The organism is Niallia circulans (genome assembly GCF_003726095.1).
Classification (GTDB): domain Bacteria; phylum Bacillota; class Bacilli; order Bacillales; family Cytobacillaceae; genus Niallia; species Niallia circulans_A.
This window is the reverse complement of record NZ_CP026031.1, coordinates 285,454-299,503: the sequence shown is the minus strand read 5'-3', so window position 1 is coordinate 299,503 and position 14,050 is coordinate 285,454. Positions and strand designations below refer to the sequence as shown.

The window sequence follows — 14,050 nt, the reverse complement described above, 5'->3', positions numbered from 1 at the left end:
ATGATTATCCCCCCTTTATTAATATAACCCTTCGCCTTCATTTAACTTCTTCACTACAAAATTCACGAATACCAATAAAACTACGTTAATAACAGAATTAAACAAACCTACTGCTGTTGAATAGGCATAATCCCCGGCCTGCAGTCCTACTTTATATACATAAGTCGGCAGAATCTCTGAAGTTGGCAGATTCATAGAGGTTTGCATTAAGTAAGCCTTTTCAAATCCAATCGCCATAATCCCACCTGCTCCTAGAATAAACAACACTGCCATGATTGGTTTTAGAGTAGGAAGATCAATATGTCTTATCCTCTGCAATAGTGTTGCTCCATCGATTGTTGCCGCATCATGTAATTGAGGATCAACATTCGCAAGTGCTGCTACATAAATAATCGATGACCAGCCTGCCGCTTGCCATATTCCTGATAAAATATAAATGGATCTAAAATATTCAGGCTCTGTCATAAAGGAAACTGGTTTATCGTTAAATACCGATAATAGTGAATTTATTGGACCTGTAGGTGACATAAAGATAAATAACATTCCTGTAATGACAACAACTGATATAAAATTTGGTGCATACAATATTAATTGGATATTTTTTTTGATAGCAGCTCGCCGTACTTGGTTTAGACTAAGTGCTAAGATAATGGGTACTGGAAAACCCAATATTAAACCATAGAAACTTAATTTAAGCGTATTCATAAAAATCTCTTTAAAATTGGGAGAAGTTAAAAAATCTTTAAAGTGTGTTAAACCTACCCAATCACTGCCGATAATTCCCTTCATTGGACTAAAATCCTTAAAAGCGATGATTGCCCCATACATTGGGATATATTTAAATACAATTGTTAAAATGATGGCTGGTACTAAAAATAAATACAAAGCATAATTCTTTTTGAAATATTGAATAAAATTTTCTTTTTTGTGCTCAGGTAAAAATTCACCTTTTACTTTATGGGAAGTCTTCTTATTAGTTGTTTTCGTTTCAGGTACTGAAACTGACATTTTATTTCGCCACCTTCTTTAGAAAAAAGTTGAATGATTTTAGTGTCAACCGCTTGACATATTTCTAAATCTCCTTTCTCAAATTATGTATATCAACCGCTTTCATATTTTTTCATGTCAACCGCTTGATATATTTGATTTTAAACGCTTTCACTCGATGTGTCAACCGCTTGACTTACTTATTTTCAAAAAAATACAATCTAATTTTTTAGATTATATTTTATCAAAGGAAACTATTAGATTAGGCCGTCTCACTCTTTAGCAATTGAACAGGTAATATAACTTCCATTCTTTCATCCTTATTTACTTCATTAATAATATCCATTAATCTTAATACAGCTGATTGCGCAATTTCCTCAATTGGTTGTTTAATTGTGGTTAATTGAGGTAACAGCCTCCTTACACTTTGCGTGCCATCATATCCTATAACTTTTAATTGATTAGGAATCTGAATTCCTAGTTCACTCGCTACTTTCAAACAAGTAGATGCGATTAAATCATCACTAGCAAAAATCCCATCCGTTTCAGGGTGTTCTATAAATATCCTTTTGATTGTTTCCGCAGTTGCTTCCTCATCAAAAACGCTATTCAATTCATAGGTAATGGGATTAGCTACTTGATCTTCATAGGCTTTTCTTCTATTTTGGGTTGGTGTTTCTAACTCACTTGGTCCATTTATATGAACAATTGCTTTGCAACCTTGGTTAAGTAAATGTTGAATAGCCAATTTTCCACCTTCATAGTTGTCAGAACCTATTACAGGAATTGTTGGTGATAAGTAATGGTCAATTGCGACAATAGGTAGGTTAGAATTCTTATATATTTCAATTCCACGATTATAGGAACAAACAATAATTCCATCTACTTGATGCCTAATAAGCATCTCTGCATATGAAGTTTCTTTAGCAACTTGTCCTAAACTATTACAGAGAATAACTTTAAACTCATGATTGGAGCATATATTCTCTATATATAAAGCTAATTCACTAAAAAAGGGATTATTAATTGTTGGCAAAATAAGGCCAATAAAATTGGTCCGTTTTTTAAAAAGAGAGCGTGCTATATCATTAGGATAATAATTTAAATCCTTAATGGCTTGCTCTACTTTTTCTCTTGTTTTTGCACTTATATATCCTCGATTATTCAAAACACGTGAAACCGTCGTTGGCGAAACACCTGCCAACTCCGCTACATCTTCTAATTTTACTTTCATAATTACCACCCGAAAAATCATAAATTATTTAATATATCTGTTAACCGTTTTCATACATATTATCATAAACTATTTTTTTTTGCATCTTCCACCTACCCAATATATTCCTTCTGCTCCTATAATTCTAGATTACAAGAACCCTATTTACCCTTATAGTGATAGAAGGATTTGCCATTCATTCCTTTTTATTTTGGTTTCTAATCAAGGAATATTGGCCTTTTACTTCAGAGGTATTTTTTTCCTTCTCTATGTCTATTATGAAATATAGTACATAAAAAAGAAAAATCATTCCCCAACCGTTTTTAGTATGAGGTGAGATATGGAAAATATAAGTAAGAAAAAAGTATCCAGTCATTTGGATGAGAATGTTGGATATCTAAAGGAAGAATTAGGTGTTGGACAAAACTTTGACATGATCCATTTAGATGTCGAATATGCTGGCATCCGAATGGCTATGTTTCTTGTAGACGGATTAGTAAAAGATGATATATTACATTTGCTTATGAAGTTCCTTGCCAAAGTAAAAAAAGAGGAATTAAGAAAAGATGTTTTAAAGAAATTATTGAGTACCTATATACCTTATATAGAAATCAGCACAGTTGATGATCTGAATAAGGTTGTCGATAATGTCCTCTCAGGTCCAACAGCACTCCTTATCGACGGTATTGACGAAGTCCTGCTGATTGATGCTAGAACCTATCCTGTCAGAGGACCACAAGAGCCTGATACAGAGAGAGTTGTCCGCGGTTCCCGAGATGGCTTTGTAGAAACAATTGTGTTTAATACAGCACTGACAAGAAGAAGAATCAGAGATCGGACACTGCGAATGGAATTTATGCAAGTAGGGCGTCGTTCCAAAACGGATATTGTTATTTGTTATATTGGTGACATTGCAGATCCAGATATGGTCGAGCAATTAAAGAAAGCGATGTCCCATATTGATACTGATGGATTACCGATGGCGGAAAAAACAATTGAGGAATTTATTTCAGGAAACAACTGGAACCCTTTCCCAAAAGTACGTTATACAGAACGGCCTGATACAACGGCCATCCATCTTTTTGAAGGACATGTATGTATTTTTGTAGATGGCTCACCGTCTGCCATGATCACACCTGTTACTTTCTGGCATCATTTGCAGCATGCTGAAGAATATCGGAACAATCCGCTTGTAGGTGCCTATTTACGCTTTGTTCGTTACCTAGGTGTGTTTGCTTCCCTTTTCTTATTACCTTTGTGGTATTTAGTGAGTATAGAACCAAGCCTATTGCCTGGATCTTTATCGTTTTTGGGACCGAATGAATTAGGGCAGGTTCCCTTAATTGTTCAGTTTCTTTTAATAGAAGTTGGACTGGATATGCTGCGTATGGCCGCCATTCATACACCTACATCGCTTGCCACTGCATTAGGGCTTGTGGCTGCCTTAATGATTGGACAAGTCGCAGTAGAGGTGGGGCTGTTTTCAAACGAAGTTATTTTGTATTTCTCTATTGCTGCGATCGGAACTTTTGCAACACCTAGTTATGAGCTTGGTTTAGCAAACAGACTTGTCCGGATTGTGCTGTTAATTTCTACCGCTATCTTTAAAGTTCCTGGATATATCGTTGGCGTAGCTCTGTTTATTATCTTCCTTGCAAACATGAAATCATTTGGAGTTCCCTATCTATGGCCTTTCATTCCATTCAATTACCGTGCAATGAGAGATATTCTTGTTAGAACACCAATTCCTTTAAAGAATCGCCGTCCCCGTATTTTAAATCCCAATGATCCTGATCGATAATTATCGTCCCAGCAATTTCTGCATCTGTAAGGTCTTACAGCCTTAGGTAATCTAAGGCTGTTTTCTATATGCTAAAATGTCTTTATCCGAGGCCCCCTATAAATGGTTAACTACTCCCTTCCCTTCATTCCAAATTCCCTATCTGGTAAGACAAAAAAGAAATGACTTCAAAAAAAACTAAACAGGTACCTAATAATTTTCTTTGCATAGTTTATAAAGAACTTAAAATCCAGACAGTATAAGCGGAAATGCTATGTTAAAAATAGGTTGGTTTGATGATGAAACAGTCAACTTTACAGAAAGAAAATATATGTACGTTAATGTCTAACTATTGATTGATGGCAGAGAATATCATCTTCTACAAGCTTCCTTAACATAGCTGACAAATAAAATAAAAGTATGAGGAGATGATGCTTCTATATGAAAAAAAGAATAAGAAAGAAAACAGTCGCTTTAATCTTAGGATGTATGCTGCTTTTATCTACCATTTTCCTTTCTGCTTGTTCATTACCAAATCCGCCAGGTGAGAATAGCAGCCATGATGAGGTATTCCGTATTGGTTATCAAAAAAATGGACCACTCCTTATTTTGAAGGAGCTAGGTACATTAGAAGATCGTTTAGAACCACTTGGATATAAAGTAGAATGGTATGAATTTCAAGCAGGCCCGGCTTTACTTGAAGCATTAAATGCCGGAAGTATAGATTTTGGTCGGTCAGGTGATTCTCCTCCAATCTTTGCTCAAGCATCTAATTCTGCCTTACAGTATGTTGCGGCAGGAAAATCAAAGTTTGAAGGCTCTGGCATTTTAGTGAAAAATGATTCTTCCATCAAGACATTAGAAGACCTGAAAGGGAAAAAAATCGGTTTTGCCAAGGGAAGTAGTTCCCATTATTTATTAGTAAAAGCATTAGAAAAAGCTGGTTTAAGCTATAGTGACATAGAACCTGCTTACTTATCGCCTGGAGACGCAAGAATTGCTTTTGAAAAAAAGGAAATTGACGCATGGGTTGTGTGGGATCCTTTTACCGCAAATACACAGTTACAAGCTGATGCAACACTATTAGTAAATGGAAAAGGTCTAACTAGTGACCGCGATTTCTTTCTAGCTTCCTCTGACTTTCTTCAAGAAAACGAGGATATTATTAAAGTAGTGATGGAAGAGATACAAAAATCATGTCAGTGGGCAAATGAGCATCCAGAAGATTTAACAAAAATGCTTTCCTCTATTTTGGGTATTGATGAAGCCTCTATGAGAATGGCTGTGGAAAGAAGAGTTTATGGAGTAGAAGAAATAAGTGATTCAATTATAAAAGAACAGCAAGAAATTGCAGATACCTTTTATAATCTCCAACTTATACCAAAGAAAGTAAAGGTGAATGAGAACGTTTATACAATTGATTTAAAGGATGAGGAAAAGTGAAGAAAACATCTCTCTACTTCATAAAAAAAATATTGCCATGGGGCATTCCTATTTTATTGCTTATCGGCTGGCAATGGATTATTAAGGCAGGGATTATTTCATCACGAATACTTCCCGCTCCATCGGATGTCTATCTGGCTGCCATAAATCTCTTTCAAACGGGAGAGTTAACTCATCATGTATGGATTAGTTTATGGAGAGCGTCTATTGGATTTCTGATCGGTGGTACGATTGGATTTGTATTAGGTTTATTAAACGGCTTATTCCGATTTACAGAGCTATTACTTGACACCTCTATTCAAATGTTACGAAATATTCCCCATTTAGCTCTAATACCATTAGTCATTCTTTGGTTTGGGATTGGAGAAGAAGCAAAAGTATTTCTTGTAGCTTTAGGGGTTTTATTCCCCGTCTACCTTAATACCTATCATGGTATTAAATCCGTTGATAAAGGATTAATCGAAATGGGAAAAATGTATGGGCTAAATGGCTTTTCTCTTTTCCTAAACGTTATATTTCCAGGCGCTCTTTCTTCCATTCTTGTAGGTTTACGATTTTCATTAGGAATTATGTGGATTACTTTAATTGTCGCAGAAACAATATCCTCTACTTCTGGGATTGGTTATATGGCAATGAATGCAAGAGAATTTATGAGGATGGATGTAATTGTATTAAGTATTCTCCTGTATGCATTACTTGGAAAACTTTCCGATGTAATCGCTCGTTTTATGGAAACACGATGGCTTAAATGGCATCCTAGCTACCAAAAACATTCCTAAAGTAAAGGAGGATTGGAAGATGAGTAAAGAAAAAATATATCTAGAAATTAAAAATCTCGAAAAAAGCTACAATGAAACCAAAGTCTTAAAATCTCTAAATCTTAAAATAAATCAAGGCGAATTCCTTGCAATTGTCGGGAAGAGTGGCTGTGGAAAAAGTACATTACTTCGCTTACTGTCAGGGTTAGAAAAACCAACTAAAGGTGAAATACTCATTGACGGAAAACCTTTAAATAGTTTAAATAGGGAAGCATGCATGATGTTCCAAGATGGACGCTTGCTTCCATGGAAATGCGTATTAGATAATGTGAAATTAGGAGTAAAAGGAATTCGCCGAGAGGAAGCTATTCAGGTTTTGCGTGATGTTGGATTAGAAGACAAGAAAGATGAATGGCCAGCAAATCTTTCTGGCGGACAGAAGCAGCGCGTAGCATTAGCTCGGTCTCTTATGCATAAACCAAGGTTGCTGTTACTTGATGAACCCCTTGGAGCATTAGATGCTCTTACCCGTCTTGAAATGCAATCTATGATTGAAAATATTCAAATGACCCACGGATTTACCTCCTTATTAGTAACACATGATGTCGAAGAGGCTGTAGCACTTGCTGATCGAGTCATCGTTCTTCAGGATGGCATTATTGCTCAAGATATACCAATTACTCTAGAAAAGTCACGCCAGCGAAATCATGCTGCTTTTGCCTCTTTAGTAAACGATATATTAAAAAAAATCCTCCATCCAACCGACGAAAAGTCCCATCGAATGATTGAGGAGGAACGAAACTTAGCATTAAAAACGATTCCAAAGCTAAATTAATAAGTGTTATTGGAGGAGACTAACTTTTTTTGTCTGGTCTTCTTCTTTCTTTTTAGCATGGCAACAGAATAAACCTAATACTCCTTTTTAAACAAGATACCCCATCAACTGACCATCAGTTAAAGCGAACAGTCTCTTGGAAGAAAAACTCCCCATTCCTCTAATAAAAGTCATTCCTTTTCATGGTTCTGCATACACTTGTTATTATAGTGGACATGCATACTAAATGAGGGATGATTTTTTTGAGAAAAAAAAAGCCGGTAACTTATTCACCTTATCGATTTAGAAGAATATGTAGACAATACTCCTTCATTTTGCTTGGAGCGATTATACAAGGATGTGCAATGGGTATATTCCTTTTTCCAAATTCTATCCCTTCTGGAGGAGCTGGCGGTTTAACTGTTCTCTTTCATTATTTTTTCAACATTCCCCTAAGTATTATTCTTTGGATAATCAATTCTTCTATGCTCCTTTTTGCCCTCCATTTCTTAGGCGGCAGCAGTGCAGTTGGAACATTATTTGGAATTACGATCACTTCAATAGCCGTTAATCTTTCCCAAGCCTATTTCAGTACACCCTTTTCCAATGTGTGGATAGATATGCTTATGGGATCCTTGGTACTCGGTACGGGAATTGGCATACTTTTAAGGCAAGGTGTATCGAATGGCGGAATCGGAGTTATTGCTTTAATCATCTCCAAATATAGAAATATTAATCCAGGTAGACCATTATTTTGGATAAATGGGGTAATATTTGTTATCACTGCTTATATTATCGATTGGCAAATTGTGATACAAGCCCTCATCTGTCAATGGTTATCCACACAGATTGTTGCCTATCTCTATAATTTAAGAATCCGACTACCTATACCTGGCCCTGCCTTTGCCTGGCGGAAAAAATAAGGATGTCGGGATAATCCCAAACATCCTTATTATCTTCCTTCAATAGGCTCTAAAAAAGGAATAACTTCTTTTGCATCCGCTTCTTTTTTGTCTTTCTTCCCTTTTTCTCCCTGCGGTTGTTTTTTATCCTCTACTTTAATTAATAACAAAGCTAGAAGACCAACGAGACAAGTAAATCCAGCTATTGATAAAAACATACCTATCCGAGACCAATCCATCAACCTTCCGAAAATTGGCGGTCCGATTGCAACTCCAAGGAACCGCACAGAACCATATAAGGAGGTAACGAATCCCCTTCTTTCTTGGCCAACAGCACCTGTAATAAAACTATTAATACATGGCAAAATTAAACCAGTTCCAACACTGCTGACTGCAAGGACTGCTATAAAAGGAACAAGACTCTTAAATAAACTTAAGGTCGCATAAGATGCAGTGACAAAAATAAAACCAAGAACGATTAACTTTTTCATTAATTTTTGATTTTTTCCTATTTTACTTCCTGTAATATAGGATGTTGTACACATTATTAATAAGGGAATTGCTAATATTAACCCCTTGATAATTCCATCAATTTTATGCGTATTCTCTAAAGTATCTGATAAATAGAAAAGAATACCGAAGAGAGTAAATAAACAGGTTGCCCCTGCTAAGTATGCCGTAAATAACCATTTTCCTTCATGTTTAAAAACACTTACTAACCCTTTTATATATTTGCTTGGAGATGGAGGCTTTTTACTATGTTCTTTCTCTCTAATGAAAATCCATGACAAGATAATAGAAATTAATACAACCATTGGAAAAGCAAAAAATACGCCATACCAAACAATTAAGGCAATGGCAGAACCAAGTATAGGAGAAAGTACTTTCCCAAATCCATTGGATGCTTCCACAAGTCCCAAAATCCTACTTTCTTTCGCTCCTTTATATAAATCGGCCGTTAATGCCATTGCTATCGGCGCTGTTCCAGCAGCACCTATCCCTTGTAAAGACCGTCCTACTAAAATCCATGTATAAGCATGAGAAAATTTCGCTGCAGCAAATCCAGCTAATATTCCTCCAACTCCATATAAAAACAAAGCAGGAATAATAACGGATTTTCGTGTAAAGCGGTCCGATAAATAACCTAAAATGGGAATAAAAAAAGCGGCAACTACAGAAAAAACTGTTATCGTCATACTAGCTTGAAAAGCAGAAAGATTAATTTCCGTTTGCATTTTTGGCAGTATTGGTATTAACATGGAATTTCCTAGTGTCATAATGAGCGGGATAGAACCAATCGCTACTGCAGTCATTTTTGTATTTTTTTTCTCCACAAACAATACCTCCGTTACTATACATCCGTATTCCATTATATTTTATGATTTTTAGGGATCTTTAGTTAGATTATCCGTACATGGAAAAGTTATTCCGTCTTACAAAATATGTTTATCTCTAGAATACAAACACTTGACGAGGGAGAAAATACATTAGCTAAGTGTTATAAAACTTGAACAACGGAGGAAAAAAATTGAAATTATTTATCGAATACATCTTGGATGAAATAGAACAAATTGGATTAAAAAAAGGATTTCGCACTTCTCTTTCCTCTAGTAAGAATGAAGAGAATTATCTTAGAGGCACATTACAGTATTTTGATAAAGACTTTTTTATTCACTTTGTCCTATTTTTCAGTTATCCGGAAAAAAAACCAAATTTAACTTATACCTTTTGGATATTAAATCACCATGGAAATGAACAGCTATTAAAAAATGTTAACGGCAAAGAAAGCGAAGAGGATGGGGCTGAGAACAAAAAGAAAAAGATAGATTTAATTAAAGAGCATTGCCTGAGTGAAATAAATGTCAATATTTCTAAAGGCGAGGAAATCCAAAAATTATTTAGGAAAATCGAAAATATTCTTTCGAAGGAAGTCATTATGTCCTAATGTTTTTTTTGCGATATTCTTCCAAAACAAAAGCAAAATAAATTGCCTTTTGACCACCTGACAAGGAGAAAAAAGGCAATTTATATTCATTATTCGCTTTTCACCCCATATATAATCAGCCCAACTCCTAATAAAATCCACATCATTTTAACAAAGGATATTTTATCTGTTAAACCCCATAAGCCAATAAAGGTAGTTGCTATAAGTACAAGAGGACCAACTATTGCTAATGAGCTATTGATTATAAGTGCTTTTTCTATTTCATTTGCCTTCAGCATCAAAAGTGCTGCAGTAATTTCTATGCTTCCTGATAATAATCTTAGGATAACCATTCCGAGAACTGCTTTTTCAATGAACGATAACATATACTCCTCCCACCAATAGCAAAATTTACTACCATTATATGCAGTGGGATGTTTAATAGGACATGTTTTTGAAGCTCGGAATAGAAACTTGATTACGAACGGAATAGTAAAGCCAACAAATCTATTGTTTAAAAGAACGCTGTCTTTTTTTATCTAGCTCCCTTATACATGAATTACAATAACCTAACTCCCCATCAAATTTATACCACTGTTTACACTTCAGACACTTCTTATGTAAAATTTCATTAATCATCAAATCATATCCGTAATATGTCATGACTTTTTCAATTTTCATTCCATCTCTTCCTTTCTCCTCTATATCCTTTGTTAAAGTATGCAAATTGCTATCAATTCGTGATAGCAATAAGGATTTTTTTGAAAAAGAAAGAGAATTGTACCCTAAAAAACTGCAACCTAAATAAAGATGCAGTCAGAAAGTCGACAAACTCCTAATTCAGTAATTAGGAGTTTGTCTTAGTTTATACATATACATTCTTTTAAATAAGAATTGATTTCCGTTGCAGGGGTGCGTTTTCGTGGGGCTCGCGCTGAGCCGCTTCGACCTAAAGGTCTGCAGGGTCTCAGACTGTCTCGCAGATCCCACAGGAGTCTCACCCCTTCCACTCCAATCCATGCATAATAATTCCATTTGCATTTCCTAAATTCCTTTTGTCAACAAGATGAGGTGCAGTTCTTTAGCATGTATTTTTAGTGCTGCTTATTTGGTAATTTAGCCTCTGGATGTCCTTTACCATGCTTTTTATTTTTTTCCTGTTTCTTTTGATCATCCTTAAGTTTTTCCACGAATTTACCTGTGTCTTCCATTATTAACCCTCCTAAAAGTTGTTCTTGTTATTTTAACCGTTTAGAGGATTTACATTCTTGGAGAGCAAATTAATTCTAATTTAGGGATGATATATTTATCGTGGCCATCGTTCTTCTCTTAAAGGGAAAACAGGGAATGGCTCATGGGGCAATGTCTGATACCAATAAGCAACAGTAGAAACATCATCCTGTCTCTCAAACAATCCACGATGGCTAACACCAATTTGTTGTACTGTTATCTTAATTTCCTCTTCAAAGCGAATAGGATCCATAATATGCCAGCGATAAAATCCACGCATTGGCGGTACATCATCATTATGGTAAGGATTAACAACGGTATTATCCTGTTTCGCATAAAACGGAAAGCCTAAAAAAGGTGTAGAATAAGTTGTTTCATCCATTTTGCCATGCTCATCGTATGTTGCAAAACTCCAAGCACCACCAAAATAATCCTCTGTTCCAGTTCCGCAAATAGTCGGGTAATCTTTGTCTCCATCTAGAAAAACCTTTACCTCTCCTTCTCCCCACCAATATCTTTCTAATGTAGATAATGCCATATACGTACCAACATACTGCCCTTTTCCTTTCACACCATCTAAAATAATATAATCCTGTCCTTTTTCAGTAATACTCTGTCTTCTCCATTGGGCATGAAAATAAGCTATTTCTTTTGGCAAGGTATCATATAAGCAATAGTCTACTTGATAAAAAAAGGCAGGAATTGCTTCTTCGCATTGATTTTCGATCGTAATGCGTGCTTTTTTATGAAAAGGCATAGAAAAATAACTATTCATTCCTCTATTTGGATTAACAGCTATAGGCATGGAATTCACTAAACACCCTTGCCCAAATCCACAGCAAAAGAAATCTCCCAATGGACTTTCAACTGATGGATTCTCTTCATCATCCCAATACATTCTAATAATAATATCTCTTAATACAAACGGATTTTTATCATTTATCTTTGCAGGAACCGTTATCCAAATATGTTCAATTACACCCGGTCCATCTATTTCAGCTAATACTTTTACTTCGCCTGATTTAATGTCTCTTAAGCACGGAGCCCCTTTTCGCGAAGGCCCAAGATTACTTGCTGCCTTCCCTCCACCTCCTTTTTCACCTGTAGGATTTTCCGCATTAATTGCTCTTGTTCTTCCATTATTTAAAATAGGTAAGGTAGATAGTCCATTAAACATCGTATCACTCCAATTTTTTTATTGTTTAACTCCTCCAGCAATAATTCCTTCCATAATGTTCTTTTCAAAAATCATCACAAATAAAATAATAGGTAAAGTAATGAACCAGCCCATAGAACTTATTAAATCCCATGGAACTTCAAAATTACTTGTTCTTGGAATCGTTGTAATCCCCACACTTAATACTTTAATTTTGTAAGAAAAAAATAAAGGGGTAAAAAACTCATTTAAACATTGGATAAAGTTAATAATACTAACAGTAGCTATAGCTGGCTTCATCAGCGGAAAATATACTTTGAATAATACTTGTAAAAAATTTGCTCCATCTACTTGAGCAGCTTCTTCCAAAGACGGAGGAATTTGTTTCACGAAATTATAGAGAATTAGAACAGAGAACGGGAGCAAGGAACTCGTATATAAAATGGTTAACCCTAAATAGGTATCGACCAATTGTACCGACTTCATAAAATCGTATAGCGGTCGCGCAGTTATAACTGGTGGGATTAGTGCTGAAAACAACAGCAATTTATATCCCCAGCTAACCCCTCTTGAATAATCATATCTGGCAAATCCATATGCAGCTGCCGTACCAAATATAATAGAAGCAACTAAAGATAAACCAGTAATCAACAATGTATTAATCGCCATTTCCCCAATTCCCAATTGAATAAATAAATCTTGATAGTTTTGAAAAGTAATGGTCTTAGGAAAGTAATCAATAGGGGTTTGGAATAGAGAACCCTTTGGCGTTATAGATGAAATAAAAATCCAGTAAAGAGGCAGCAAGATAATAATTGCTACAACAAAGGTCAATCCCCATCTAAGAAAAAAATAAAAACTTTTCGTCGACCTTATATTCATTCTTTACATACCTCCTAATAGTCATTTTTCTTGATCCCTAATAAACTTATACTGCTGATAATAATCATCATCAAAAATAAAAGTACTGCTATAGCAGAGGCATAACCAATATTTAAGTTCGTGAAAGCTTCTACTGCAATTCTATATGCTAGTAAACTCGTCGAATCACCAGGTCCTCCAGTAGTCATGGCATAGACAATATCATAGCTAACAATTCGCCACATGGTGAAAAAGATACATAATGTCAACAAATTCTTCATTATTAGGGGAATCGTAATAGAGAAAAATGTTCTAATCACATTTGAACCATCCATTTTAGCCGATTCATAAATCTCTTCTGGGATAAACTGAAGTCCCGCCAAAACGAGAATCGCAAAGAAAGGAACATCTTTCCATAAGTCCACCAAAATGACCGCAATTCTTGTAGATTCTGGGTGAATTAACCAATCGAAGTGAAATGTAGTAAAGATTCTTCGTATTAAATCATTCACTAAACCATAGCTATCATTAAATGCCCATCTTGCTGCTAACCCTGTTACAACCATAGGCATTGCCCATGGTATTAACACAATTGTTCGTAAAAACTTCCTTCCTTTAAACTTCTGATTTAATAAAACGGCTAAGAATATACCTAAGATTACATGAAAGATCATGGATATGATGGTAAAAATCAATGTGAATTCTAAAGAAGTAATAATCTTATCATCTTTAAAAATAGCAAAAAAGTTTTGAAATCCTATAAATGTTGCAACCCCGCCTTTAAACATATTAATTTCAAACATACTATTAATAAAGGTAACTATAATGGGATAAATAATCGTAAATCCTCTAATAATTAATACTGGTAGTATCAAAATCCAAGCAATAACTAACTTGTTTTGAAAGGATTTATTAAGAACAGTCTTCATTTTATAGCTCCTTTCCATAAGAGGACCAAAATTCTATATAAATTTGATCCTCT

General features: G+C 35.2%; 14 protein-coding genes. 6 read left to right on the top strand and 8 right to left on the bottom strand.

The features are described 5' to 3' along the window. Positions 1-18 precede the first annotated feature (18 nt). A complete protein-coding gene (locus tag C2I06_RS01375) occupies positions 19-1,008 on the bottom strand; it encodes an ABC transporter permease (protein ID WP_095332211.1) in 990 nt (329 codons plus the stop codon). A 241-nt stretch (positions 1,009-1,249) separates the two neighbouring features. Further along, the gene (locus C2I06_RS01370) at positions 1,250-2,221 is read right to left on the bottom strand and encodes a LacI family DNA-binding transcriptional regulator (protein WP_095332209.1); all 972 of its coding nucleotides are present in this window, start codon (positions 2,219-2,221) and stop codon (positions 1,250-1,252) included. Positions 2,222-2,540: 319 nt separating this feature from the next. Here C2I06_RS01370 and C2I06_RS01365 point away from each other — a divergent pair, with 319 nt between their 5' ends. The 5 genes from C2I06_RS01365 to C2I06_RS01345 all read left to right on the top strand — a co-directional run bounded on the left by C2I06_RS01365 (position 2,541) and on the right by C2I06_RS01345 (position 7,918). After that, positions 2,541-4,001 carry a spore germination protein gene (locus C2I06_RS01365; RefSeq protein WP_095332207.1) on the top strand — a complete coding sequence of 487 codons (1,461 nt, stop codon included), beginning with the start codon at positions 2,541-2,543 and terminating at the stop codon, positions 3,999-4,001. Between the two features lie 420 nt (positions 4,002-4,421). Further along, complete coding sequence (locus C2I06_RS01360) at positions 4,422-5,423, top strand: sulfonate ABC transporter substrate-binding protein (protein WP_095332205.1); 1,002 nt, start codon at positions 4,422-4,424, stop codon at positions 5,421-5,423. Beyond that, complete coding sequence (gene ssuC / locus C2I06_RS01355) at positions 5,420-6,202, top strand: aliphatic sulfonate ABC transporter permease SsuC (RefSeq protein ID WP_095332203.1); 783 nt, start codon at positions 5,420-5,422, stop codon at positions 6,200-6,202. Before C2I06_RS01360 ends, ssuC begins: the two co-directional genes overlap by 4 nt. Before the next feature lie 19 nt (positions 6,203-6,221). After that, on the top strand, positions 6,222-7,016 hold the full coding sequence (locus C2I06_RS01350; RefSeq protein WP_123257316.1) for an ATP-binding cassette domain-containing protein: 795 nt from the start codon (positions 6,222-6,224) through the stop codon (positions 7,014-7,016). 242 nt (positions 7,017-7,258) lie between these two features. After that, positions 7,259-7,918 carry a YitT family protein gene (locus C2I06_RS01345; RefSeq protein ID WP_235850315.1) on the top strand — a complete coding sequence of 220 codons (660 nt, stop codon included), beginning with the start codon at positions 7,259-7,261 and terminating at the stop codon, positions 7,916-7,918. A gap of 29 nt (positions 7,919-7,947) precedes the next feature. On the opposite strand, the gene C2I06_RS01340 is transcribed toward C2I06_RS01345, so the two are convergent. Next, a complete protein-coding gene (locus tag C2I06_RS01340) occupies positions 7,948-9,267 on the bottom strand; it encodes an MFS transporter (protein ID WP_095332197.1) in 1,320 nt (439 codons plus the stop codon). A gap of 158 nt (positions 9,268-9,425) precedes the next feature. Here C2I06_RS01340 and C2I06_RS01335 point away from each other — a divergent pair, with 158 nt between their 5' ends. Further along, positions 9,426-9,842 carry a hypothetical protein gene (locus C2I06_RS01335; protein WP_123257315.1) on the top strand — a complete coding sequence of 139 codons (417 nt, stop codon included), beginning with the start codon at positions 9,426-9,428 and terminating at the stop codon, positions 9,840-9,842. A gap of 89 nt (positions 9,843-9,931) precedes the next feature. Here the strand turns inward: C2I06_RS01335 and C2I06_RS01330 are convergent, their stop codons facing one another. The 5 genes from C2I06_RS01330 to C2I06_RS01310 all read right to left on the bottom strand — a co-directional run bounded on the left by C2I06_RS01330 (position 9,932) and on the right by C2I06_RS01310 (position 13,997). After that, entirely contained in the window at positions 9,932-10,207 is a 276-nt protein-coding gene (locus C2I06_RS01330) for a YqhV family protein (RefSeq protein ID WP_095332193.1), read from the bottom strand. Between the two features lie 708 nt (positions 10,208-10,915). Then, on the bottom strand, positions 10,916-11,032 hold the full coding sequence (locus C2I06_RS01325; RefSeq protein WP_082138277.1) for a DUF4023 family protein: 117 nt from the start codon (positions 11,030-11,032) through the stop codon (positions 10,916-10,918). Between the two features lie 95 nt (positions 11,033-11,127). Continuing rightward, the gene (locus tag C2I06_RS01320) at positions 11,128-12,228 is read right to left on the bottom strand and encodes a glycoside hydrolase family 172 protein (protein ID WP_123257314.1); all 1,101 of its coding nucleotides are present in this window, start codon (positions 12,226-12,228) and stop codon (positions 11,128-11,130) included. Positions 12,229-12,246: 18 nt separating this feature from the next. After that, the gene (locus C2I06_RS01315) at positions 12,247-13,089 is read right to left on the bottom strand and encodes a carbohydrate ABC transporter permease (protein WP_095332185.1); all 843 of its coding nucleotides are present in this window, start codon (positions 13,087-13,089) and stop codon (positions 12,247-12,249) included. A 14-nt stretch (positions 13,090-13,103) separates the two neighbouring features. Further along, positions 13,104-13,997, bottom strand: a complete 894-nt coding sequence (locus C2I06_RS01310) for a carbohydrate ABC transporter permease (protein ID WP_123257313.1) — start codon at positions 13,995-13,997, stop codon at positions 13,104-13,106. Between the last annotated feature and the right edge of the window lie 53 nt (positions 13,998-14,050).